15 protein-coding genes are annotated in these 25313 nt (G+C 69.5%); 8 read left to right on the top strand and 7 right to left on the bottom strand.

Annotation, left to right across the window (positions count from 1 at the left end; all coding sequences use genetic code 11):
- The 5 genes from G4D87_RS09240 to G4D87_RS09220 all read left to right on the top strand — a co-directional run.
- Positions 1–396, top strand: a 396-nt coding sequence (locus tag G4D87_RS09240) for an energy transducer TonB (RefSeq protein WP_163781015.1), incomplete at its 5' end; no start/stop codon positions are given.
- 77 nt (positions 397–473) lie between these two features.
- Positions 474–1157 (top strand): MotA/TolQ/ExbB proton channel family protein, encoded by a 684-nt coding sequence (locus tag G4D87_RS09235; protein ID WP_163781013.1) that lies wholly within the window; start codon positions 474–476, stop codon positions 1155–1157.
- A gap of 125 nt (positions 1158–1282) precedes the next feature.
- Positions 1283–1699, top strand: coding sequence for an ExbD/TolR family protein (locus G4D87_RS09230; protein WP_163781011.1), 417 nt, complete (start codon positions 1283–1285; stop codon positions 1697–1699).
- On the top strand, positions 1699–2199 hold the full coding sequence (locus tag G4D87_RS09225) for an ExbD/TolR family protein (protein ID WP_163781009.1): 501 nt from the start codon (positions 1699–1701) through the stop codon (positions 2197–2199). The genes G4D87_RS09230 and G4D87_RS09225 overlap by 1 nt, the downstream gene beginning before the upstream one ends.
- Positions 2200–2277: 78 nt before the next feature.
- Positions 2278–2901, top strand: coding sequence for a DUF2378 family protein (locus G4D87_RS09220; protein ID WP_163781006.1), 624 nt, complete (start codon positions 2278–2280; stop codon positions 2899–2901).
- Here the strand turns inward: G4D87_RS09220 and G4D87_RS09215 are convergent.
- Entirely contained in the window at positions 2802–3476 is a 675-nt protein-coding gene (locus tag G4D87_RS09215; RefSeq protein WP_163781004.1) for a hypothetical protein, read from the bottom strand. The genes G4D87_RS09220 and G4D87_RS09215 overlap by 100 nt on opposite strands.
- 197 nt (positions 3477–3673) lie before the next feature.
- On the opposite strand from G4D87_RS09215, the gene G4D87_RS09210 reads away from it, so the two are divergent.
- Complete coding sequence (locus G4D87_RS09210) at positions 3674–5317, top strand: YifB family Mg chelatase-like AAA ATPase (protein WP_163781002.1); 1644 nt, start codon at positions 3674–3676, stop codon at positions 5315–5317.
- Positions 5318–5332: 15 nt separating this feature from the next.
- Here G4D87_RS09210 and G4D87_RS09205 read toward each other — a convergent pair whose 3' ends face one another.
- A complete protein-coding gene (locus G4D87_RS09205; RefSeq protein ID WP_163781000.1) occupies positions 5333–6709 on the bottom strand; it encodes an NAD(P)/FAD-dependent oxidoreductase in 1377 nt (458 codons plus the stop codon).
- Between the two features lie 294 nt (positions 6710–7003).
- On the opposite strand from G4D87_RS09205, the gene recA reads away from it, so the two are divergent.
- Positions 7004–8035 (top strand): recombinase RecA, encoded by a 1032-nt coding sequence (gene recA, locus G4D87_RS09200; protein WP_163780999.1) that lies wholly within the window; start codon positions 7004–7006, stop codon positions 8033–8035.
- On the opposite strand, the gene G4D87_RS09195 is transcribed toward recA, so the two are convergent.
- The 4 genes from G4D87_RS09195 to pssA form a co-directional block, all read right to left on the bottom strand.
- Positions 8032–8541: a DUF1285 domain-containing protein gene (locus G4D87_RS09195; RefSeq protein ID WP_176409495.1), complete on the bottom strand. Its 510-nt coding sequence runs from the start codon at positions 8539–8541 to the stop codon at positions 8032–8034. The genes recA and G4D87_RS09195 overlap by 4 nt on opposite strands.
- A gap of 57 nt (positions 8542–8598) precedes the next feature.
- Complete coding sequence (locus tag G4D87_RS09190; RefSeq protein WP_163780995.1) at positions 8599–10134, bottom strand: hypothetical protein; 1536 nt, start codon at positions 10132–10134, stop codon at positions 8599–8601.
- Complete coding sequence (locus tag G4D87_RS09185; RefSeq protein ID WP_163780993.1) at positions 10131–11396, bottom strand: CinA family nicotinamide mononucleotide deamidase-related protein; 1266 nt, start codon at positions 11394–11396, stop codon at positions 10131–10133. Before G4D87_RS09185 ends, G4D87_RS09190 begins: the two co-directional genes overlap by 4 nt.
- Before the next feature lie 111 nt (positions 11397–11507).
- Positions 11508–12374: a CDP-diacylglycerol--serine O-phosphatidyltransferase gene (gene pssA, locus G4D87_RS09180; RefSeq protein ID WP_163780991.1), complete on the bottom strand. Its 867-nt coding sequence runs from the start codon at positions 12372–12374 to the stop codon at positions 11508–11510.
- Positions 12375–12467: 93 nt separating this feature from the next.
- Here pssA and G4D87_RS09175 point away from each other — a divergent pair, with 93 nt between their 5' ends.
- A complete protein-coding gene (locus G4D87_RS09175; protein WP_163780989.1) occupies positions 12468–13631 on the top strand; it encodes an alpha/beta fold hydrolase in 1164 nt (387 codons plus the stop codon).
- Positions 13632–13671: 40 nt separating this feature from the next.
- Here G4D87_RS09175 and G4D87_RS09160 read toward each other — a convergent pair.
- A partial coding sequence (locus G4D87_RS09160; RefSeq protein WP_205507492.1) for a non-ribosomal peptide synthetase occupies positions 13672–25313 on the bottom strand: 11642 nt, incomplete at its 5' end.

Below are 25313 nucleotides of genomic sequence, written 5' to 3'. Positions count from 1 at the left end.
GTCGAGGGCGGCGTGGAGGGTGGCGTGGTCGGCGGCGTCGTCGGTGGCGTGGTCGGTGGCGTGATTGGCGGCGTGGTCGGCGGCCAGTTGGGCGGGACGGGAACCGACGTCCTTCCGTTCGGCGCGGGCATGACACGACCGGAGAAGCTGTCCGGTCCTCAGCCCGAGTACTCGCGTGAGGCGCTCGAGGCTCGCGTCCAGGGAACGATGATCGTGAAGTGCATCGTCACCGTGGAAGGTCGAGTGGAGAACTGCCGGATCATCAAGCCCCTGCCCCACATGGACCGGGCCGTCCTGGACGCGCTGGCGTCGTCGCGCTACAAGCCGGTCACGTTCCAGGGCCGCCCTGTGCAGGTGGACTACACCTTCACCCTGAACTTCAAGCTGCCGCGCTGAGTCCGAGCGCGTCGTTTAGAGCTAGAGCGGTATCGCCGACTACCCCGCGCTCGTGAGGAGGAGCGCTCAACCCAACCATGCAATTCACTCTCGCAGAAATCTGGGCGCATACGGGCCTCTTCGCCCGTTCGGTCATCTTCACCCTGGGCATCATGTCCATCGCCTCGCTGGTCGTGATGGCGGAGCGCATGATCGTCTTCCGCAAGACGCGGGCTGACAGCCGCAACTTCGCCGCGAAGATGGGTGCCATCCTGGCCAAGGGCGACCTGAACACGGCCGCCAACACCAACCTGGGCAAGGACGTGGGCCACCTGGGCCGGGTCATCAACTCCGGACTGACGGCGTACCGGATCAGCCCGAACAACAAGGACGTGGCGGTGGAGTCGGTGGCGCGCGCGCTGGAGCGTCAGGCGCAGCGTGAGGTCCAGAGCATGAAGCGCGGTCTGGGCCTGCTGGCCACGGTCGGCTCCACGGCGCCGTTCGTCGGTCTGCTCGGCACCACGATGGGTATCGTCAACGCCTTCCAGTTGATGGCGCAGGCGGGCTCCGGCGGTCTCGGCACCATCTCTGCCGGTATCGCCGAGGCACTCATCACCACGGCCTTCGGTCTGCTCGTGGCCATCCCCGCGGTGATGGCGTACAACTTCCTGCAGGGCTGGGTGGACGCGCGCTCGGTGGACATCTCCGAGTCGTCCAACGAGTTCCTGGACGTGGTTGCCCGCCACCTGGGTGGTGGCGCGCAGTCCTCGCACGCCGCCTGAGACGTCCCGGGCGAGCCGGGGACGACCCGATGCCCTTCACGGTGACTCTGTCTCCAGCTCTTCTTCGAGGAGCTGGAGGCCCACCGTGAAGGCGGGCACCTCCTTACCAGGAAACAGGTAAAGACATGGGAATGTCAGCAGGCCCCAAGGGGGGCGTCAAGAGCGACATCAACGTCACGCCGCTGGTCGACGTGGTGCTGGTGCTCCTCATCATCTTCATGGTCGTCACCCCGATGCTCCAACGTGGCAAGTCCGTGGAGCTCCCGAAGGCCACCGAGATCGAGAAGGAAGGAAAGGGGAAGGAAGCCGACCCGATCATCCTCTCCATCACCCCGGACAAGAAGGTGTTCGTGGAGAATGACCAGGTGGATGAGAAGGGGCTCCAGGAGAAGCTCACCGAGGAGATGTTGAAGGATCCAGGCAAGAAGATCCTGCTCAAGGGCGACAACGCGCTCAGCGTCGGTGACGTGCGCAAGGTGCTGGACGTGGCCCGCAAGTCCAAGGCCAAGCAGATCTCCCTGGGCGTCGAGGAGAAGAAGTAATGGCCGGCCGCAAGCAACGACAGTGGGTCAAGCCCCAGGCGCAGCCGAACTCGGAGATCAACGTCACGCCGCTGGTCGACGTGGTGCTGGTGCTCCTCATCATCTTCATGGTCGTCACGCCGCTCCTCGAGAAGGACATCGTGGTGCGCGTGCCGGACACCGAGGTCGAACAGGAGCCGACGCCTCCCGACCCGGACGACCAGCAGTTGGTGGTCCAGCTCGACAAGGACGGGGGCTACTCCATCAACACGGAGAAGATCGCCCCCGGCGACTACGTGACGCGGCTCAAGCGCATGCTGGCGGCCAAGAAGGCGGACGACAAGGTCGTCTTCTTCATGGCGGATGACGCCACCAACTACGGGCGGCTCATCACCGCGCTGGACGGCGCGAAGGCCGCTGGCGCGAAGGTGTTGGGCATGGCCACGGAGCTGCCGCAGAACGCCATCATCCAGGGCACCTCGGTCGATACGCCGACCCCGCCCCCCGCACCCACGCCCTGAGACTCCTCTTCCGAAGCCTACGCTCCGGGTGGGTACGTGGTTCACATCGAGAAGCTCGTCGGCTAGAGTTCACTCCTCATGGCCGACGAGCTTCTCATTTTCGAGCAGACCATCGAAGCCCTGTTCCTGCGAGCACTGCACGGGCGCCTGACGCCTGAGTGCAAGGCGCGCCTGCGCCAGGCAGGGCTTGATGTGGACCAGAAGCTCCGGCCGGCCTACGCCTTCGACGCGTGGATGACGTTCCTCCGCATCACCTCGGAGGAGCTCTTTCCCCAACTCCCGCTCGAGCAGGGCACCTGGAAGCTGGGCGAGTCCTATATCGAAGGCTTCCGCGAGACGATGCTGGGACGCGCCGTCCTCTCATTGCTTCGCGTGCTGGGGCCCCGCAGGACGCTGATGCGGGCCACGCAGAACTTCCGGGCTGGCAACAACTACACGGAATCCAAGCTGCGTGAGCTGGGGCCCACCCAGTTCGAGCTCTGGATGAACGAGGTAGGCCCCTACCCGGCCTTCACCGCGGGCATCATCCACGCGGGGCTGCGGGTGGCCGGCGCGCAGGACATCGTCATCGAGATGTCCGGCTACGACGGCCACGCCTGCGTCTACCGAATCAACTGGAGCGAGGCCTCGGTCTCTTCCGGCGTGGCGGGCAGCGGAGACTCCAAGGCGGCCAGCAGGTCGGGGTCCATCAGCTCCCTGTAGATGAACTCCGCCAGCAAGCCCGTCACCATCCAGATGGGCAGGATGTAGAGCGAGGTCATCTGCCAGAGAATGGCGCCGGCATCCGCGTAGTACCAGATGCGGTACCCCGTGAGCCGCTCCAGCATGACGCCGGAGAAGCCCTCGAAGAGCAGGATGACCACTCCGTACACGGCGGCTCGCAGGCCCGTGTGCTGGTACAGCATCCAGCGGTAGAGCGGCTCGATGAACCAGAAGCACGCCACGCCGTAGATGACGAACATCCACAGCGAGCACTGCCCGTACGCCGTGGCGATGGGCGTGTCCCAGATGGCGTTGAGCCCCAACCGGTCGTCCACGCGCCATTGGAAGCGGAAGAGCGCCTCCAGCAGCGGTACGTGCTGGGCAATCCGCACCAGATTGTAGAAGAAGATTTCGGCGCTGAGCCCCACCATGCCGTAGAGGCAGAAGCGGAACACGCCGAACGCCACCTTCATCCGTTGGCCACGCTTGATGTCCGCCCTGCGGATACGGACCTGCCGGCGCTGACGAACGACCCCCGATTCCACTGCAGCCTCTGCCCCCATTGCGTCCCCCAAGGTGGGTGAAACGCTACCGGACTCGTCAGGGCATGGCTAGCCCTGGCTTCACAAATACCACGGGACTGAAACTTCGCCTCCCGAGGCTGGGATGGTCATCCGCTGCCGTGGATTGGCGTGCGCGGGTCTACGCCTGGGGTGGGAGTCGGTACGTGCATTGCTGAAGGACTCCGCGCGGCACGGCGAGAGGACGGGACATGCTGGCGAGGGTGCGGTCGGGGGCGTTGATGGGTATCGACGTGGTGGTGGTGGAGTGTGAGGTCGACATGGCGCTCGGCCTCCCCTACTTCAACGTCGTGGGGCAGGCGGAGGGAGCGGTCCGGGAGTCGAAAGTCCGCGTCATCTCCGCGCTGAAGAACACGGGCTTCGAGCTTCCCCAGAAGCGAATCACCGTGAATCTGGCGCCCGCGGACCTGAAGAAGGAAGGCGCGGCGTTCGAGCTGCCCATTGCATTGGGCGTCCTGGCCGCCGCGAAGCTGATGGATGAAGCCCCGCTGGGACGGCTGCTCTTCGGAGGCGAGCTGTCCCTGGACGGAGCGCTCCGCCCCATCAAAGGGGTGCTTCCGTTGGCGGTGGCGGCGCTCAACGGCGGCTTTGAAGGCGTCATGGTGCCCTGGGCCAACGCGGCCGAGGCGGCGCTCGTCGAAGGCCTGCACGTCTTTCCCGTGAAGACCCTGCGGGAGGCGGTGGAACACCTGACGGGGGTTTGCAGCATCACGCCCTATACGCGGCAGCGTGAACCCAGGCTTCTGGCACCCACGGGGCAAGCGCCTGACATGTCCGATGTGCGCGGACAGGCAGACCTGAAAATCGCCCTCGAAATCGCCGCGGCGGGGGGCCACAACGTCCTGATGTCCGGGCCACCGGGCTCGGGGAAGACGATGCTGGCGCGGCGCCTGCCCGGCATCCTGCCGGAGATGACGTTCACCGAGGCCATGGAGGTGACGAAGGTCTACTCGGTGCTGGGGTTGCTGGGCGAAGACCACGCCTTGATGCGCGAGCGCCCCTTCCGCGCGCCGCACCACACCCTCTCCGACGCGGGGCTGGTGGGAGGTGGCCTGTCGGCGAGGCCCGGCGAACTCTCGTTGGCGCACAATGGCGTGCTCTTCCTCGATGAGCTTCCGGAGTTCCGGAAGAACGTGCTGGAAGTGCTGCGCCAGCCCATGGAGGAAGGCGTCATCCACCTGGCACGCGCCAACCAGAACATCACCTATCCCTGCCGGGTGATGTTGGTGGCCGCGATGAACCCCTGCCCCTGCGGCTACTACAACGTCCCCAACCGCCCCTGCACGTGCGGCGAGCAGCGCGTCTTCGACTACATGACGCGCGTCAGCGGGCCCCTGTTGGACCGCATCGACATCAGCCTGCAGACGCGCCCGGTGGAGTATCACCACATGGCCCGCTCGACGGTCCAAGAGCCCTCGAGCCGCTACTACCGCGAGCGCGCCCAAATCGCGCGCGAGCGTCAACGCGCCCGCTATCGCGATGAGCCGGGAATCCACTGCAACGCCCAGCTTCCCGCGCACTTGCTGCGCCGGTACTGCGACCTGAGCGAACGGGCTGAGCACATGTTGCAGCAGGCTGTGCGGATGTTCGGCCTGTCCGCGCGAGCCCATGACCGCCTCATGAAGCTGGCGCTCACGCGGGCAGACCTCGAGGGACACGAACGCATCGAGCAGTCCGACATGCAGCTCGCCATCAACTGCCGCATGTTGGACCGGCGAGGGGCGATGCAAGGCAAGCTTCACGGTGCCCGCCCTGCCCCTCCGTCAGACGACGCCGTCTGGCGGAACACCGGCCCCTCCGGCAGGGCCAGCCCGCTGGAGGACCTGGAGGGCTGAGGACTGCCGGGCGCATCAGTGTGTCGCGGGCTCCGCGTGAGACGCCGTCGTCTGGAAGCGGGCCTCCGGCATGGGCGAGGTTTCTCCGCCCTCCGGCAAGGCGTGGGTAGGCTGGAGCCGATCCAAGCGAGGCGAAGGGCCCGTGATGATGCGCGCCGACTTGCCAAACGTCAGGTACGAGTAGGCCCAATTGAGCAGCACCGCCAGCCTGCTGCGGAAGCCAATGAGGAAGGTGATGTGGATGAACAGCCAGGCCATCCAGGCACCGAAGCCCGCCTGCTTGAAGCGACGGAAGGCGATGCCCACGGCGTGGCCACGGCCAATCACCGCGTAGGAGCCACGGTCCCAGTAGGAGAAGGGCTCCATCGCCTTGCCCTGCAACTGGCAACGGATGTTGTGGGCGGCGTGCTTGCCTTCCTGCATGGCCGCGGGAGCAAGGCCTGGCACCGGCTTGCCCTCCGCATCATTGAGCGTGGCCAGGTCGCCGACGACGAAGACATCATCGTGGCCCGGCACGGTCAGCTCGGGCGTGACGAGCACGCGCCCGGCCCGGTCGAGTTCAACGCCCAGCGACCTGGCCACCGGCGACGCCGCCACGCCCGCGGCCCACAACACCGTCCGCGCGGGGATGAACTCCTTGCCGATGAAGACGCCTTGCTCGGTGATGTTGGTGACCCGAGCCCCCGTGCGAACCTCCACTCCCAGCTTCTCGAGCGTGCGGCAGGCCTTCTGTGACAGGTCATCCGGATAGACAGGCAGGACCCTGTCCACGCCCTCGATGAGGATGATGCGCGCATCGCGCGGGTCGATGTTCCGGAAGTCACCTGAAAGCGAATGCCGGCTGATTTCCGCCAACGAGCCCGCGAGTTCCACACCCGTGGGGCCAGCGCCAATGATGACGAAGTTGAGCAGCGAGCGACGAATCTCCGGGTCCGTCTCCCGCTCCGCCAGCTCGAAGGCCACCAGGATCCGCCGGCGAATCTCCACCGCGTCCTCAATGGACTTCAGTCCGGGGGCGAACTGAGCCCAGGCGTCATTGCCAAAGTAGGAGTGCGTGGCTCCCGTGGCGATGACGAGGTAGTCGTACCTCAGCTCTCCATCGGTGAGCAGCACGCGCTTGCCGGCAGTATCCACGCCCGTCACTTCCGCCAGCACCACCGCCACCCGATGGTGCCCCAGCACCGCCCGGAGCGGCGCCGCGATTTCACTGGGACTCAGCGTCGCCGTGGCCACCTGATAGAGCAGGGGCTGGAACAGGTGATGATTCTGCCGGTCCACCATCGTGACACGCACGGGTGCCTTGTAGAGATGGCGGGCGGCATAGAGGCCGGCAAAACCACCGCCGAGGATGACCACATGGGGCAGGTCTTCACGCTTTGATTTCGGGCTCACGCAGGAAAGGTCATGCCTGCCCAGCCCATCTTCAACGCAAAGCGCCATCCGCCATGGCGCCAGGCGTGGGCTCCCATACTTGTTTCTCATGCGACTGCCGGAACGGCGCGCGCACACTCCACGCTACCGGACACACAGCCGCGCACCTGGACGCCTCTACGTCCAGCTCTCAGGGGGAGGAGTGGGCGGCACAGGCGTTGCTCTCCTGCCTGCCCGCTGCGCTGGCGGCGCCATGACGGCGTCCCTGGACGCGGCATCCAACACAGCAAGGGCGGCGAGGGAGTGGCAGACGCGATGAGCAAGCTGGCGGAGAAGCTGAAGGCGGTGGCGGCGGCGGTGGCGAGCATCGAGAAGCAGTTCGGACGCGGCTCGGTGATGACGTTGGGCGGAGAGGCGCGCGAACAGAAGGTGGCCGTCATCCCCTCCGGCTCGGTGGGAGTGGACCGCGCGCTGGGCGTGGGCGGCTACCCGCGGGGCCGTGTGGTGGAGGTCTTCGGGAACGAGTCCTCGGGCAAGACGACGCTCACCCTGCACGCGATTGCCCAGGTGCAGGCCGCGGGAGGCGTGGCGGCCTTCATCGACGCGGAGCACGCGCTGGACGTGTCCTACGCGCGAAAGCTGGGCGTCCGCGTGGAGGAGTTGCTCGTGTCGCAGCCCGACACCGGCGAACAGGCGCTGGAAATCACGGAGCACCTGGTGCGCTCCGGCGCGGTGGACCTCATCGTCGTCGACTCCGTGGCGGCCCTGGTGCCACGGGCCGAAATCGAAGGGGAGATGGGAGACGCGCACATGGGCGTCCAGGCGCGGCTGATGAGTCAGGCGCTGCGCAAGTTGACGGGCGCGGTGAGCCGGTCGGGCACGTGCATCATCTTCATCAACCAGATTCGCATGAAGATTGGCGTGATGTTCGGCAATCCGGAGACCACCACCGGCGGCAACGCGCTGAAGTTCTACGCCTCCGTGCGCATGGAGATTCGCCGCACGGGCAACATCAAGGACGGAGACGCAGTGGTGGGCTCGAAGGCGCGCGTGAAGGTGGTGAAGAACAAGGTCGCCCCGCCCTTCCAGGAAGCCGAGTTCGACCTCATGTACGGCAGCGGCATCCACCGCGTGGGGGAAGTGCTCGACCTCGGCGTGGCCACGGGCCTCATCGAGAAGTCGGGCAGCCACTTCAGCCTGCGGGGAGAGCGCATCGGCCAGGGCCGGGAGCGCGCCGCCGAGTGGCTGCGCGAACATCCCGACGTGCTGGAAGCGCTGGGCAAGGAGCTCACGGGGACCTCCGCCCTGCCCTCCCCGCCTGCACCGGTGGAGGTCGCGGCCGCCTAGACGGAGGGCGCCAACGCGTCCAGGGCGACAGGGACGGCGAGCTTGCGCTGACCGACACTCAGCACGAGCCCGCCGTCGGGCCCCTCCTCCAGGAGCAGGCCGAGCTGGTACTGCGCGTCGCGGGAGAGACGCGCCTGGGCCCGCCCCTGCTTCACGCGGCAGGACAGCACGCCGTCCGCGTCCAGATGCAGGCTGGCGACGTCTAGCGCCTCGGCGGTGCGGTCACTCAGGCGCACGGACACCCGCTCGTCGGGAGTGACGTCCACGGTCCGGACCTCGTAGGCGGCGCCTTCCACTTGGATGAAGCACCAGTCGTCACCAATGCGGAGCTGGTAACGGCCCGTTTCGTCCAGCACGAGCGAGGCGTTGAAGAGCTCGATGATCTTGGGATGGAGGATGGGCTCGTCGTCGTGCCACCAGCGCATCCTGGCGTCGAGGCGGATGCCGCTGTCCTCGCGGGTGTGCCAGCGCTTGCCGGGAGGCGGCTGTCCAGTGGGTGGTTGCATGACGTCTCTCATCTGCGCGTGGAGCGCGAAGGATTCAAGCCCATGAAACGTGGGGCGCTACCAGTTCCGGACAAGTTCCGTGTAGCCGCGGAAGGCCACGGCTCCCCAGAAGTTCACCAACACGCCAAGCGCCACCGCGGCCAGCACCGCCCGATTCCGCAGGGACCAGCCCCCCAATGCGAAGAGCAGAAGCAGGTAGGGCGTGTAGTCGAGGCTGAACCGGAAGCCGAACTGCATGTAACCGGTGTTCTGGTAGAAGAGCCCGGGCAGCGCGCACACCGCCACGGTGAGCCACACCGGCCAATGCAGGCGCGGGCGCGTCTTCGGTACCAACAGGAAGACGAGCAGCGGCAGCGTCAGCAGCAGCGTCAGCCCGTGCGGGTCATATCCCAGCTTCAGCGGCGACAAGGACACCGAGGGCAGCTTGAAGAAGGCCGCCTCCAGGTTTCGTGGCAGGTACTCCCAGTTGAAGAGCCCCGTGCGGTCGATGTCCACGTTGACGCGGTTGTTGAAGAGGTACGCGTGCCCGAACTCGCTCAGCCGGCCGTAGCGGTAGACGTTGTACGCGGCCGCGAGCGCCGCCAGCGGCGCGGCGCCCAACGTGAAGAGGCCCAGCTTCTTCGCGGCGGGCTTCCAGTTCCGCGCCAGGGCCTTGAGCTGCGCCAGGCGAGGCTCCGGCCCGGGACACAGCGCCTCCAGCACGAAGAAGAGCCCCGTGAAGAGCAAGGGCGTCCGCGTGAGCGTCGCCATGGAGAAGAACAGGCCCGCCAGCAGCGGGCGATGCGCCCGGACGGCGTTGCGCACGTAGAGACAGGTGAGCGCCACGCCCATCACCTCGGCGCTGAACCAGACCTCTCCTCGGATGGCGCAGTAGAAGAACAGGGTGCCGAAGGCGAGGATGAGCGCCAGGGCCACGTTCTCGTTGCGGTTGCGCTCCGTCTCCCCTTCCTTCGCCAGGAAGCGCAGCAGCGAGAAGAAGAGCGCCACCGCCAACGCACCGACGACGACGCCGAACGAGGTGTCATTGAACTGGTAGCCATGCAGTGCGACGAAGGGCAACATCGCCACCGCGGGGAAGGACGGGAAGCTCACGAACCAGCGGTCCGTTGGAAGCGGGCGCCCGGTGCAACGGACCTTGTCGCCGTTCTCCATGCGGACGCAGGCCCAATCCTCCATGTTGGGCAGCACCTGCGGGTCCACGTCCAGCCGCCCCTCCATCCACGCCTGGGCCTGGTAGACGAAGTGAGGCGCGGCGCTCTGGCGCAGGAAGCGCTGGGAGCTGAAGCTGGCGAGCACCACGAAGGCGACCACGAACAGCACCACCTCCACGCGGTAGGCGGACAGCCACACGCGCGCGACGTTCAGCGGCAGGCCTCCCGACACGGGGGTACCCGGTGAGGACGCGGGCGCGGGTGACCCCGAAGGCGAGGCGGACTCAGGCTCGGAGGAAGGGACTGGCGCGCTGGCGGCTGCGGGCCCCGCCTCCTGATGCGGAGCGACGGGCGCGACAGCGGACGCTCCTGACGCGGCCGGTTCGGAAGCCCCCGGTTCGGAGGAGGACGGACGGGGGCGCTTGGACTTGGAACGGCTCATGGGGTCGCGGGCGCGGCGAGCAGGTGCTGCCGCAGCATTTCAAGCGTGTGGGAAGCGGCGAACAGGCGCACGCGGTCGCGGTCGCCGGTGACAGAGATGCGCTCACAGCGGGTGGTCACGCCAGGCGCCGACAGCGCGCAGTACACAGTGCCGACCGGGTCCTCCGGCGTGCCGCCACCCGGGCCCGCGTACCCCGTCACCGACAGGCCATGGGTCGTGCCGCAGGCCTCGCGCACGCCCTCCGCCATGGCCACGGCCGTCTCGCGCGAGACAGCCGTGTGTCGTGCGAGCACGCCGGGAGGGACGCCCACCCATGCGGATTTCATCTTCTCCGAATACACCACCGCGCCGCCGATGAAGACCTCGCTGGAGCCCGGCACGGCCGTGAGCTGCTGGGCGATGAGGCCACCGGTGCAGCTCTCCGCCACCGCCAGCGTGGCCCCCGACCGACGAAGCGCATCGAGGACCACCGCGGCGTACGCCTCCGCGTCCACACCGAAGAGCTTCGTGCCCAGCAGTTGACGGCACTCCACCTCCACGGCGGCGAGCGCGGCATCCGCCTCCGCTTGAGTGGGGGCCTCCGCCATCAGCTTCAGGTGGTTTTCAGGTGCGTGGGTCCGGAAGCCGAACACGATGCGGGGATGCCGGGGGCCCATGGGCGCGACCGCCAGGTCGAGCTCCGACTCCGGGATGCCCACGGTGCGCAGCAGCCGGAAGGCCCGGTAGGTGCGCCCGGGGCGGGCGTCGAGCGTCGCGCGGATCCGCGGCAGCACCTCGCCGTCCAGGAGCGCCTTGAACTCACGGGGCACCCCCGGAAGGAAGAACACCTGGGCGCCTCCCAGCTTCATCAAGACGAGCGGCGCGGAGCCCTCGGGGTTCCTCACGGGCTCGGAGCCCCGAGGGACGCGGGCCATGCGCAGGGCGCTTGGGTTGGGCGACAGGCCTCGCGCGGCGTAGCGCTGGTGCAGCCAGTCGAGGACCTGGGCATCCTCCTCCAGCGGCACCCCCGCGGCCTCCGCGGCGCATTCGAGGGTGAAGTCGTCCGACGTGGGACCCAGTCCTCCCGACACCACCACCACGTCCGCGCGCGAAGCGGCTTCCTTCAGCGCCTGGGTGATGTCCGGCCGCACGTCTCCCACCAGGACCACGCGCTCCACCTTGACGCCAAGGTCAAAGAGGCGGGCCTCCAGGTACGTGCTGTTCGTATCCGTAATGAGGCCGGTGACGAGCTCGTCACCGGTGCACAGCAGCTCGACGCGCATGGGCCGCGCATCCTAGCGGCAGCCGGACGACTGGGCACGGACCGAAGCGCTCCCCAGCCGCAACGCCCCCTGGTCTGGAAGGGGGCCGGGCGGGAAACAGCGTCCTTCAGGTCAGAGGTACGCGGGCCCGTCGTTGCCCTGGGTGGACTCCCCGTCCTCTTCTTCCTCGTCGTCGATGACCGTGGCCACCGCGACCGCGGCCACCGCGCAGGGGTCCGCCACCTTGCGAGCGACCAGCCGGCCGCGAACCAGCACCGCCGACTCCACCAGCCCCAGCGAGAGGTAGGCGCCGCAACACGCCACCAGCACCCAGGCCGGGTGCAACTGGGTGGCGATCACCGTGCCGCCCACCACCACGAGCATGAAGGCCAGCGCGCTCTTCCGGTTGGGCCGCGTGTCCTTGAAGGTGCGGTAGCGCACCGTCGACACCATCAGCAGGGAGAGGCCCGCCACCGCCACCGCCATGGGCACCACGGCGCCGTCGGCCAGGGGCTCCCCCTGCGTCGCCGCGTGGTGGGAGATGATGACGGAGACCAGCATGCCGGCCGCCACGGGGATGGGCAGGCCCACGAAGAAGCTGCCACCGCCTCCGTGCGGGTTGCGCGCCGCCAGCACGTTGAAGCGCGCCAGACGCAATGCGCCACAGGCCGCGAAGGAGAACGCGATGAACAGCCCCACGAAGCCCAGGGGCTCGAGCGCCCACTTGTACACCAGGAGGGAGGGCGCCGCCCCGAAGGAGATGACGTCCGCCAGGCTGTCGAGCTGCACGCCGAAGTCGCTCTGCGTCTTCGTCAGCCGGGCCACCCGGCCATCGAAGCCGTCGAAGAACATGGCGAAGAAGATGGCCAGGGCCGCCTGATACAGCTGCACCGGCTCGGCGTCCCCTGTGCACAAGGTGATGGCGTAGAAGCCGCAGAAAATGGACGTGACGGTGAAGAGATTCGGCAGCACGAACATCAGTTTCCGCAACTTCATCATTCCCTCGACTTCCTCTGATGGCCGTGACTTCCCGGCGGCAGGACGGCGGGTGAACCGACCTTAGCAGGGTTTTATTTTTGAGAAGGAGGATGCATGGACGCTTCGCGGTGGGTGGTGTGGGTACTGGTCGCTGGAATCGCCCTCGTTCTGTGGAACGTCCTTTGGGTCGTGGCCGTGCGGCGATGGTACCGACCCAGGGCGGAGCTGCCCCAGGTCCTCCGCGCCCGCTGCGAGGACGGTTGGGAGCTGGTGATTCACGCGCGGCGCGCGACCGTGCGCCGCTTCGAGGAGCCCGTGCTGCTGTGCCACGGGCTCGCGGCGAACCGGTTCACCTTCGACTTCGAGCCCCCCTACTCCGTCGCGCACTACCTGACCGAAGCGGGGTTCGACTGCTTCAGCGTCGAGTGGCGCGGCACCGGGCACTCACGCCAGCCGCCTCGAGGCCGGAGGTACACGGACTTCACCATCGACGACCACATCCTCCAGGACGGCCCCGCGCTGTTGGAGCTGGCGTTGAAGGAGACAGGTGCGAAACGCGCCTTCTGGCTCGGCCATTCCCTGGGCGGGCTGGTGGGCTATGGCGTCGGCCAAGGCCCGCACGGGGAGAAGCTTGCGGGGTTGCTCACGCTGGGCGCTCCCGTGCACTTCAAGTCGGAGCCCTTCCTGCGCACCCTCATCTCCATGGGCGTCCGTGCCGCCTGGCCCGCACGCTTCCGGCAGGAGTGGATGAGCGCAAGCCTCGCGCCCTTCCTGGGATACGTCACCCTGCCCCTGTCGGACCTGCTGGTGAACCCCGAGCACATTCCCCCCCGCATCCAGCGGCAGGTCTACGCGAACATGATGTCGTCGATGAGCCGCAAGGTGCTGCTCCAGTTCCAGGACTGGATTGAGCACGACGTGTTCCGCTCCTTCGACCACGCGAAGGACTGGCGCGCCGGCATCGCGCAGCTCCAGCTTCCGCTGCTCGTCATGGGCGGCAGCTCGGACCGGCTGGCCACGCCGGCCAACGTGGAGTCGCAGTTCGCGCTCGCCACCGCGCCCGACCGCACGCTGCACATCTTCGGTACGGACCACGGTGACAAGATGGACTACGGGCACGGGGACCTCATCTTCGGCACCGGCGCGCCGTCGGAGGTCTACCCCGTCATCCGCGAGTGGCTGGAGCGACATGCCTCCGCCCTGCCCGCCGCCATCACCGACCCGGCCCCCGAGCAAGTGGAAGAGGCGCCTCGCGAGCCGGAGCGCTCCGTCCCCTGAGCATCCAGTGGGCGGGAGCAACGTTTGTCGCCGTGCCGGTTCACTTCGGACTGGCGTGGACACACCGCGCCGACAGGCCTCGCGCGTCCTCGGAGCGGAATTCCTTCAGGTGCACCTGCGTGGTGCCCTCGCACTCCGCATGGATGAACCCCGACTCCAGGCCAGTCGCGGAGAGGGACTCCACGCGCAGCTCGCCGTTGCCCAGCGCGCCCAGCGCCGTCGCCGCCCCTTGAATCTCCACGTTGGCCGCGTTCATGCGCGCCAGGGTGTCCGTCAGCAGGCCCACGTACCCGCATTTCTCCAGCTTCGCGTCCCGCAGTGACACGCGGGCATTCTGAGCCGCGAGGACACACGCGCCCTGCGCATCGCGCACCACCACGCCCTCCACGTCCGCTTCGACCTGACGCAGGTGCAGGCCATCCCCGGTGACACCGTCGGCCGTGTGCACCCGGCGGATGTCCACGTCGCGGAGCCGCAGCTTCCCGCGCAGCGCCACCACCCCGTACTCGGCGGCGCCGTCCACCCGAACGCCCTGGACGTCCAGGTCCCCGCCGGAGAACTGAAGCCCGCCATAGGCGCCGCTGTCCCGAACCACGATGTCCCGAAGCCGGGCCTGTGACATCAACAGTCCCATTCCAGCCCGAATGGCCCGCACCGACGTGAAGCGGTGCACATCAAGCCTGCGCGCCCGCATGGAGGACACGCCGTACTCGTGCCCCGTCACGGAGACCTCCTCCAGGATGAGGGTGCCGTCCATCACCGAGAAGGCCGCCGCCTGCCCGCCTTCCGCGGTGGAGCGCCGCACCTCGGCGTACGCACCATCCACGCCCACCGCTGTCGCGACGCCCGTGAACTGGAGGTCCTCCAACGTGGCCCGCACGTCCGCGCCGCGCAGCCGCACGGCGCGACGGTAGGGGCCGGTGAAGGTGCTCGCGCGGATGTGGGCCTCGACGGTGACTCCGGACTGCCTCGGGCCCTCCTGCTGCGCTCCCGCGCCCGTGGCAGCTTCGCTGTCGTGGTGGGCGCGCTCGGCTCCGTCCGTGTTCGACAGCAGCTCGGGCTTGGACGAGGCGGCGCGCGGAGACGGGGCCCGTCCGCTTTCGAGCAGCACCCCCACCGCAGCCGCTGGCGCCGCCTCGAACCGACTGTCCTCCACGTCCAGCCGCCCCGTCAGCCGCAGGGCCGCGGGGAGGTTGTAGGCGACCTGTCCCGGTTGCAGTTGCTCCAGGAACCAGAGCCGCTGCTGCGCGAAGGACACCGCCAGTCCTTCGTCGGCGGACGGGCCGCGCTCCAGCGGCACCAGGGCCGGGACACCCGGAGCCTCGGCGAGCTGGGACTGCGCTTCGATGCGCTCCGCCAGACGGGCCACGGTGGGCGCGTCGAACAGGGTCCGCAGCGAGATCTCCGTGTTGAGCTGCGCGCGCACGCGCACGACCACCTGCGTGGCCAGCAGGGAGTGTCCCCCCAGCGCGAAGAAGTCATCGTTCGCGCCGACGCGGGACTGGCCCAGGATTTCACCGAAGATGCGCGCCACCTGCTCCTCGGTGGGCGTCCGGGGCGCGATGAAGGCGTCCGCAGCCCCCAGGCGTTCGGCCTCCGGCGCGGGCAGCGCCTTGCGGTCCACCTTGCCGTTCGGAGACAGGGGCAGGGTGGGCAGCACCACGAAGGCGGAGGGCACCATGTGCGCCGGCAGCTTGTCCGCCAGCGCGTCGCGAAGACGGCTCACCGCCCGCGCACTCCGAGCCCCCCGCAGCGGATCGCTGGCGAGGCGCTCCCAGGAGGCGGCCTGCTTCGGCTCAGGAGACAGGTCGACCGTGTCCGCCTCACCGGGACGCGCAAACACCACGTCCAGCGCGCCATCCCGGTGCGCGGAGGCCCAGCTCACCCGGACCTCGAAGCCGAGCTCCGCGCCCAGGGCATACAGGTCCTCCGGCTCCACGCCACGGGTCCCCGGCCAGTCACGCAGGGCCTCGCGCAAGCCCGCCACCGTGGGCGGAGGCGTGGCGGCCAGCAGCTCAACGAGCCGGGTGGGCTCCAGGACTCGCGCGTTGGGGAGCCCACGCACGGCCAGCAGTCCCGGCCGCGCACGCAGTTGCTCGCGCAGTCCGTCCAGGGTGAGTCCGGCGCCGTCCACCCAGTCCGGCTTCGTGCGCCGGGCGGGAGACTCAGCGGCGTCGCCGACGTGGAGGACGACCTCGTAGCGGAAGCGGCTCAGCTCGTTGTCGTAGCGCCCGTGCTTCGGCAGCACGTCCACCCGCTGGATGCCAGGGATGCGCTCCGGCAGGGCGGTGAAGAAGGCAGGGGAGAGGACCAGCTCCTTCTCCGCCAGGAGGTCGCGCTGGACGCGGTAGGCGAACTGGGACGTGGCCACGGGGCCCGCGGTCCGGTGCAGGCGCACCGACGCGCGGAAGGCCTCGAGCAGCTCCAGGCTCCGCACGTCGCCCAGGAACACGCGGCCCCCTGGCTTCAGGACGCGCACGGCGCCGCGAAGCACGTCGAGCAGGAACTCAGGGCTGGAGAAGTACTGGATGACCGAGTTGATGACGACGGTGTCGAACGAGCCCGGCTCCAGGCCAGAGAAGTCGTCCACGCTCCGGTGCAGCAGGTGCACGGAGTCCAGGGCACCGCCCATGCGCTCACGCTGACGCTCGATGCGGTCCAGCGCGGGCCGGGCGAAATCGACGCCCCAGTAGGCCTCGCAGCGAGGCGCCAGCCGGTACAGGAGGAGGCCGGTACCGCACCCCAGCTCCAGCACGCGCTTGGGCTGGAAGCCGAGGACCTGCGCCACGGTGGTGTCCACCCACTCGCGCATCTGCGCGGGCGGCAGCGGATCGCCGGTGTAGCTGTCCTCCCAGCCGACGATGTTGAACGTCGGGTCTTCGCTCTCCGGCGTCTCACGTGCGTAGGCCTCGTCGTAGATGGCCTGCCACTGGGAGGACGCGTCGACCTCCTGCGCCGCCGCCGCATCGTCCAGGACGACGTAGGCCACCAGACGCTGGTCCCCCGTCGAATCCTCACGGGCCAGCACCACGGAGTCGCGGACGGCCGGGTCCGCGGCGAGCGCGGTCTCGACTTCACCCAGCTCGATGCGGAAGCCGCGCAGCTTCACCTGGAAGTCGGCTCGGCCCAGGTACTCCAGCGTGCCGTCCGGCAGCCACCGCGCCACGTCTCCGGTGCGGTACAGGCGCGCGCCCGGAGTGCCGCTGAAGGCATCCGGGATGAAGCGCTCCGCCGTCAACTGGGGCCGCTGCCAGTAGCCGCGCCCCACCTGCACGCCGCCAATGTGCAGCTCGCCCGGAATGCCCACCGGCGTCGGCTGCCCGTGCGTGTCCAGCACGTACAGCACCGTGTTGGCGACGGGCCGGCCAATCGGCACCCGGTGGAAGTCCTCTCCGCGCGGGCAGGGCCAGTACGTGACGTCCACCGCTGCTTCCGTCGGGCCGTAGAGGTTGTGTACCCGCACCGGTGCGGGCAGCCGCGCGTACGCCTTCTTCACCAGCTCCGCGCTCAGCGCCTCACCGCTGCACACCACCCGCCGCAGGCTCCCCAGCCCCTCCAGCCCTGGCTCCTCCACGAAGGCGCGCAGCATCGACGGCACGAAGTGCACCGTCGTCACCCCCTCCGCCTTCATCAGCTTCACCAGGTACGCCGGCTCCTGGTGCCCACCCGGCCGCGCGACTACCAGCTTCGCCCCCGCCAGCAGCGGCCAGAAGAACTCCCACACCGACACGTCGAAGCTGAAGGGCGTCTTCTGCAGCACCACGTCCGTGCCACCCAGTCCGTACTCCTCCTGCATCCACTTCAGCCGGTTGACGACGCCCCCGTGCGCATTCATCGCCCCCTTCGGTCGCCCCGTGCTTCCCGAGGTGAAGATGACGTACGCCAGCGACTCCGGTCCCACCTGCACCAGCGGCTTCGTCACCGGCTGCTTCGACACGTCTCCCGCTTCACTGTCCAGGCACACCACGCGCGCCGCACTGGGCGGAAGCACCGACTTCCACTTCTCGTGCGTCAGCAGCACCGACGCCCCGGTGTCCTCCAGCATCCACCCCAGCCGCTCCTTCGGGTACGCCGGGTCCACCGGCACGTACGCCGCCCCCGCCTTCAGCACTCCCAGCAGCGCCACCACCAGGTCCACCGAGCGCTCCAGGCACACGCCCACCAGCGACTCCGGCGCCACCCCCATGGCCCTCAAGTGGTGCGCCACCTGGTTGGCCCTCGCCTCCAGCTCCCGGTACGTCAGCCGCTCCGTCTCGAACGCCACCGCCTCCGCGTCCGGCGTCCGCGCCACCTGCGCCTCCATCAGCGCGTGAATGGTCGCCTCGGATGCGGGCGCCAGCTCCCGACCCTGGAAGCCCTTCAGCACTTGCTGCTGCTCGTCCTCGGGCAGCAGCGGCAGGGCATGGATGCGCGTCTGTGGTTCACGCACGACGGCCTCCAGCAACGTGTGGAAGTGGCGCGTCAGCCGCTGCGCCGCTTCAGGCGTGAAGAGGTCGAGGCTGAACTCCAGCGCCCCCTCCAAGCCGCCGTCCCCCTGGTCCATCATCGACAGGGTGAGGTCGAGTCGCGCCGTCTCCGTGGTGGACCGCAGCGGCTCCACCGTCACGTCCGGCAGGGACGGCGGCTGCATGGGCGCGTTCTGCAAGGCGAACATCACCTGGATGAGCGGGGACCTGCCGCCGCCGCGCTCGCCACCAACGGCTTCCACCAGTCGGTCGAACGGCACGTCCTGGCGCACGTAGGCCGCCAGCGACTCCTCGCGCACGCGCGACACCAGCTCCGCGAAGGTCGGGGCTCCGTCCAGCCGCGCCCGCAGGGCCAGCGTGTTGACGAAGAAGCCCACCAGCGGCTCCAGCTCGGCCTGTGTGCGGTGGGCAATGGGACTGCCCACGCAGAAGTCCTTCTGGCCCGAGTACCGGGAGAGCAGGACCTCATAGGCCGCGAGCAGCACCATGAAGAGCGTGGCCCCCTGGTCGCGCGCCACCTTCTCCAGCGCCTCCACGAGCTCCGGAGACACCGTGAAGAACTGGCTCGCGCCCCGAACCGTGTGGGTCGCGGGTCGGCCCAGGTCGCCGTTCAACGCCAGCGCGGGCACCCCCTTGAGGTGGCTCCTCAGCTCGTCGAGCTGCGTCTGGATGCCCTGCGACTGCACCCACTGACGCTGCCACGCGGCGAAGTCCGCGTACTGCACGGCCAGGGGCGGAAGGGGAGACGGCTGCCCCTCACGGAACGCGGCGTAGAGCGCGGCGACCTCGCGCACCAGCACCCCCAGGGACCAGCCGTCTGAGGCGATGTGATGCAGGCACAGCAGCAACACGTGCTCCTCCGCGTCCAGCCGGAGCAGCACCGTGCGGAGCAGCGGCCCCACGGCCAGGTTGAACGGGAAGTGGGCTTCCTCCGTCATCCGGTGCCGCACGCGCGCGTCGCGAGCCGGCCCCTTCAGCGCGGACAGGTCCTCCACGGGCAGGTCCCAGACCTCCGGCGCTGGCTGGACCTGCTGCGTGGGCAGGCCCTCCGTCGCGGTGAAGGCGGTGCGCAACACCTCATGCCGCTGCACGACTTCGGCGAAGGTGCGCCGCAGCACGTCCACGTCCAGCGCCCCTGACAGCTTCAGGGCGAAGGGCACGTTGTAGACGGCCTGGCCCTTCTGGAGCTGCGACAGGAACCACAGGCGCTGCTGCGCGAAGGACAGGGGCAGCGCCGCGTCTCGGGGCACGGGGAGCAGCGGCGGCATCGCCGCGCGCGAGGCCTGCATCATCAGCGCCTCGACGCGCTCCGCCAGCCCCGCCAGCGTGGGCGCTTCGAACATCGTCCGCAGCGGGACCTCCACGCCCAGCGCCGCGCGGATGCGCGTCACCAACTGCGTGGCCAGGAGCGAATGGCCTCCCAGCTCGAAGAAGTCGTCCTGAGGCCGCACGCGCTCGACGCGCAGCACCTCCCGGAACAGCGTCGCCAGCTGCTGCTGGAGCAGGGGCAGCCCCGCCGCCTGCGGGTCCTCGGCGGGCGACAGGTCCGGTGCCGGGAGCGCCTTGCGGTCCACCTTGCCGTTCGGCGACAGGGGGAGGGTGCTCAGCGCCACCACGGCGTTGGGCACCATGTACTCGGGGAGCCGCTGGCGCAGGTGCTCCCGGAGGGCCGCGGTGTCCACGTCCTCCGGCGTCACGTAGGCCACCAGCCGCCGGTCGCCAGGCAGGTCCTCGCGCACCAAGGCAGTGGCCGTCTCCACGGCGGCGTGGGTCCGCAGGGCGGCTTCAAGCTCCCCCAGCTCGATGCGGAAGCCGCGCAGCTTCACCTGGAAGTCCACGCGGCCCAGGAACTGGAGCGTGCCGTCCACCTGCCAGCGCGCGCGATCACCCGACCGGTACAGCCGGGCACCCGGAGGCCCGAAGGGATGGGGCACGAAGCGCTCGGCCGTCAGCGCGGGCTGCCCCAGGTATCCCCGGGCCAGGCCGTCACCGCCGATGAACACCTCGCCCGGAACCCCCACGGGCACGGCCCGCATGTCGGGGTCCAGCACGTACACCTGGGTGTTCGCGATGGGACGGCCGATGGAGACGGAGTCCCCCACGGCGTCGCCCGGCGACATCCGGTGGCACGCGGTGAAGGTAGTGCCCTCCGTGGGGCCATAACCATTCACCAGCCCCACGCCCTGCGCCAGCCGTTCACGGACGCGAAGCGCCGGCAGCACATCGCCGCCCGCGAGGAGCTGACGCACCTTGCCCAGGGCCTCCGGTTGGTGCTGCTGCATCTGGTCGAAGAGCGCCGCCGTCAGCCAGAGCACGGAGACCTGATGCCGTCGCAGGGCCTGTCCCAGCTCGGCCAGGTCTGGCGTCCGCTGGGGATGGAGCACCAGGCGAGCCCCGTGCAGCAGCGCGCCCCAAATCTCCAGGGTGGACGCGTCGAAGGCCAGGGGCGCCAGTTGCAGCACCACCTCCGACGGCCCCAGGTCCACGAAGTGTGAGCCGATGAGCAGGCGCACCACGCCCCGGTGCGGAATGGCCACGCCCTTGGGCGTCCCCGTCGAGCCGGAGGTGTAGGTGATGTACGCGAGCTGGTCCGGTCCCACGAGCCCGCCCGTCACGGGCGTCGACGGCTGGCGCTCAATCCGCGCCCCCTCGTCATCCAGAATCACGATGAGCTGCGAACCCGCGGGCAGCTCCTCCTCCAACGCGGACTCGGTGAGGATGGCGGCCACGCCCGAGTCCTCGGCCATGAAGGTCAGCCGCTGCGCGGGGTACTCCGGGTCCAGCGGCACGTAGGCGCCGCCCGCCTTGAGGATGCCCAGCAGGCCCACCAGCAGGTCCAGTCCCCGGTGCAGGAAGACGCCCACGCGTGCTTCGGCGCCCAGCCCCAGCGAGCGCAGGTGGTGCGCGAGCTGGTTGGACCGCGCATCCAGCTCCGCGTACGTGAGCGTGCGGCCGTCATGCTCCACGGCGATGGCCAACGGCGTCCGCAGCGCCTGGGCCGCGAAGAGCGACGGCACCGTCGCATCCACGGGGTAGGCGGCCTGGGTGGCATTCCAGTCCGAAAGGACCTGCTGCCGTTCCCGGGCGTCCATCAGCGGCAGCGCACGGAGCCGCTGCGCACCGGCCCCATCCACCACCGCCGCCAGGAGCACCCGCAGGTGCGCCACCATCCGCCGGGCGGTCTCCGGGGTGAAGAGCTCCAGGCTGTATTCCAACTGGCCTTTCAGCGCGCCGCCCTGGGCCATCAACGACAGCGTCAGGTCGAAGCGGGAGGTGTCCGTCGCGGTCGGCAGCAAGTCGACGTGGAGCCCCGGAAGCGACGGAGCCTGGAGCAGGTCCGCGTTCAGGAGCACGAAGAGCGTCTGGAACAGCGGCGTCCGGGACAGGTCGCGCTCGCCGCCGACAGCGTCCACGAGCTGCTCGAACGGCACCTCCTGATGGGCGAAGGCCCCCAGGGCCTCTTCTCGGACTCGGGCCACGAGCTCGCCGAAGGTCGGGTTCCCGTCCAACTGGCAGCGCAGGGCCAGCGGATTGACGAAGAAGCCGATGAGCCCCTCCAGCTCCGGCCGGTTTCGGGCAGCCACCGACGTGCCCACCGTGAAGTCCGTCTGCCCGGAGTAGCGCGCGAGCAGCGCCTGCCAGCCCGCCATCAGCACCAAGAACAACGTGGCGTTGTGGGCCGACGCCACCCGCTCCAGCCCCACGACCTGCTCGGCGGACAGCGAGAAGAAGTACGAGGCACCCTGGGCGCCACGGACCGCGGGGCGCGCATGGTCGGTGGGCAGCTCCAACGTGGGAGCGCCTTCGAGCCGCGAGCGCCACCAGTCCAACTGTGGCGTCAGCGCCGAGCCTTCCAGCACGCGCCGCTGCCACGCCGCGTAGTCCGCGTACTGCACCGCCAATTCGGGCAGCGGGGACTCACGGCCCTGCGACAGCGCCTCGTACAGCGCGGCCACTTCCCGCACCAGCACGCCCATGGACCAGCCGTCCGAGACGATGTGGTGCATGCACAGCAGCAGCACATGCGCGTCCGCGCCGGTGCGCAGCAGCACCGTGCGCAGCAGCGGGCCCTTCTCCAAGTCAAAGGCGCGGTGGGCCTCTTCGGCCATGCGGGCCTGCACGGCCGCGTCCCGCGCCTCGGGCGCCAGGCCGCTCAGGTCCTCCACCGGCAGCGGCCATTCCGCGGGGGCCAGGTGGATGCGCTGGGCGGGCTGGCCCTCTCGCGTGACGAAGGTGGTGCGCACCGCCTCGTGGCGGCGGACCACCTCCGCGAAGGTGCGCCGCAGCGCCTCCACGTCCAGCCGTCCCGTCAGCCGCAGGGCGGCGGGCATGTGGTTGACGGCGAGCCCTGGCTGGAGCTGCTCCATGAACCAGAGCCGGCGCTGAGCGAACGAGACATCGAAGGTCGCCTCACCCTGGGCAGGCCGGGGCAGGGACTCCAGGGGGAGCAAGGCGCGGGTCCGCGGCGCCGACTCCAGGCGCGCGGCGAGGCGGGCCACGGTCGGGGCCTCGAAGAACGTGCGGAGCGGCAGCTCCACGCCCAGCTGCGCGCGCAGCCGGGTCACGACCTGGGTGGCCAGCAACGAGTGGCCGCCCAGGAGGAAGAAGTCGTCGTTCAGGCCCACGCGCTCCAGGCCGAGCGCCTCGCGGAACAAGGCCGCCAACTGCTGCTCCAGCTCCGTCCGGGGCTCCACGAAGTCCGCCGCCCCCAGGCTCAGGTCCGGGGCTGGCAGGGCCTGGCGGTCCACCTTCCCAGTCGGCGTCAACGGGAAGGCGTCCAGGCCGACGAACGCGGACGGGACCATGTAGTCGGGCAAGTGCTGGTGCAGGTACTCGCGCAGCGAGGCCACCTCCAGCAGCGAAGGAACGACATACGCCACCAGGCGACTGCTCCCGGAGGCGTCCTCGCGCACCACGGCCGTGGCCTCGGAGACGGAGGGATGGCCGCGCAGCACGGCTTCGATTTCACCCAGCTCGATGCGGAAGCCGCGCACCTTCACCTGGTGGTCCAACCGGCCCAGGAACTCCAGCACGCCGTCCGAACGCCAGCGGACCCGGTCGCCCGTGCGGTACAGCCGGGCTCCGGGAGCGGCGCTGAACGGGTGGGGCACGAAGCGCTCGGCGGTGAGGTCCGGGCGGTTCAGGTAGCCGCGCGCGAGGCCCGGTCCTCCCAGACACAGCTCACCCGGCACGCCCACGGGCACGGGACGCAGCGCCGGGTCCAGGACGTAGACCTCGGTGTTGTCAATGGGCCGGCCAATGGGCACGGAGCGGCCCACCGCGTCCCCAGGCGACAGCGTGAGTCGGGTGGCCACGGTGCTGCATTCCGTCGGCCCGTAGGCGTTGGTCAGCGCGCCGCCCTGTGCCAGCCGCTCCCGCGCCCGAGGGGCCGGCATCGCTTCGCCGCCCACCATCAGGTGGGGGACTCGCGCCAGGACCTCGGGCTGGTGCTGCTGCAACAGCTCGAAGAGGGACGTCGCCAGGATGAGCGACGACACCTTGTGCTCGACGATGAGGCGGGCCACCGCGTCTGGCTCGGGCGTCCCGGGCGGGTACACGACGAGCTTGCCGCCGTGCAGCAGCGTCCCCCAGAGCTCGACGCTGGAGACGTCGAAGGCCAGCGGTGAGAGCTGCAGGGTGACTTCCTCGGGCGCCTGGGTCAGGAAGCGCGAGGCCTCGCTCAGTCGCAGCAAGCCCCGGTGCGGCAGGGCCACCCCCTTGGGCGTCCCCGTCGAGCCAGAGGTGAAGGTGGCGAACGCCAGCCCCTCCGGGAACGCGGGGACCTGCACGGCCTCCGTGGACTGACGGGCGATGTCCGCCGCATCGGCGTCCAGCGCCACGACACGCCACGGGCCGTCCTTCAGCGAGGGCAACAGCGACTGCCACGTCAGCACCGCGGACAGGCGCGCCGTGGAGGACGCGTGCTCCAGGCGCTTCACGGGCCAGGACGGGTCCAACGGCACGTAGCAGCCACCGGCCTTGAGCGCACCGAGCACCCCGATGACCAGCTCCAACCCGCGCGACGCGCACACGCCGATACGGAACTCCGGCTCCAGCCCCAGGGACACCAGGTGCCGGGCCAATTGGTTGGAGCGAGCATCCAGCTCCGAATAGGTGAGCGAGCGCCCCTCGAAGGTCACCGCCACGCGCTCCGGCGTCCGCCGGGCCTGCGCCATGAAGCGCTGATGGACCGTGGTGTCAGCGGGGTAGGGCGCGGCCGTGTCGTTCCAGGCCACGAGCACTTCGTGGCGCTCGGCCTCGCTCCACAGCGGCACCGCGCTGATGCGGCGAGCCGCGTCCTCGGTGACGCCACGGAGCAGCCGCTGGAGGTGGTCCACCATGCGGCGCGCGGTGTCCGGAGTGAACAGGTCCATGCTGTACTCGAGCTCGCCCTCCAGCCGTCCGCCGCGCTCCACCAGCAACAGCGTCACGTCGAACCGGGCCGTGTCCGTGCCCGTGCGCAGCACGTCGACGGCCATGCCCGGCAGCGTGGGCGGCTGCATGGGGGCGTTCTGGAGGACGAAGGCGGCCTGGAACAGCGGCGTGCGCGACAAGTCTCGCTGGCCCCCCAGCGCCTCCACCAGCCGGTCGAAAGGGACGTCCTGGTTCGAGAACGCCGCCAGCGACTCCTCGCGGACGCGCGCCACCAGGTCATCGAAGCGCGGATCGCCTTCCACGTTGGCGCGCAGCGCCAGGGTGTTGACGAAGAAGCCGATGAGCCCTTCGAGCTCCGGCCGCGTGCGATGCGCCACCGGCGTGCCGACGCAGAAGTCCGTCTGCCCGGAGTAGCGCGCGAGCAGCGCCTGCCAGCCCGCCATCAGCACCATGAAGAGCGTGGCCCCCTGTTCCTGTCCCACGCGCTCCAGCCCGGCCACCAGGGAGGGCGGCATGGTGAACGCATGGGTGGCGCCTCGCAGCGTCCGTACCGCCGGCCGCGAGTGGTCGGTGGGCAGCTCCAACGTGGGAGCGCCTTCGAGCCGCGAGCGCCACCAGTCCAACTGTGGCGTCAGCGCCGGGCCTTCCAGCACGCGCCGCTGCCACGCCGCGTAGTCCGCGTACTGCACCGCCAATTCGGGCAGCGGGGACTCGCGGCCCTGCGACAGCGCCTCGTACAGCGCGGCCACTTCCCGCACCAGCACGCCCATGGACCAGCCGTCCGAGACGATGTGGTGCATGCACAGCAGCAGCACATGCGCGTCCGCGCCGGTGCGCAGCA

Source organism: Myxococcus vastator (assembly GCF_010894475.1).
Lineage (GTDB): Bacteria > Myxococcota > Myxococcia > Myxococcales > Myxococcaceae > Myxococcus > Myxococcus vastator.
Note: the sequence above shows the minus strand (reverse complement) of the source record. Positions and strands in the feature narration are given on the sequence as shown.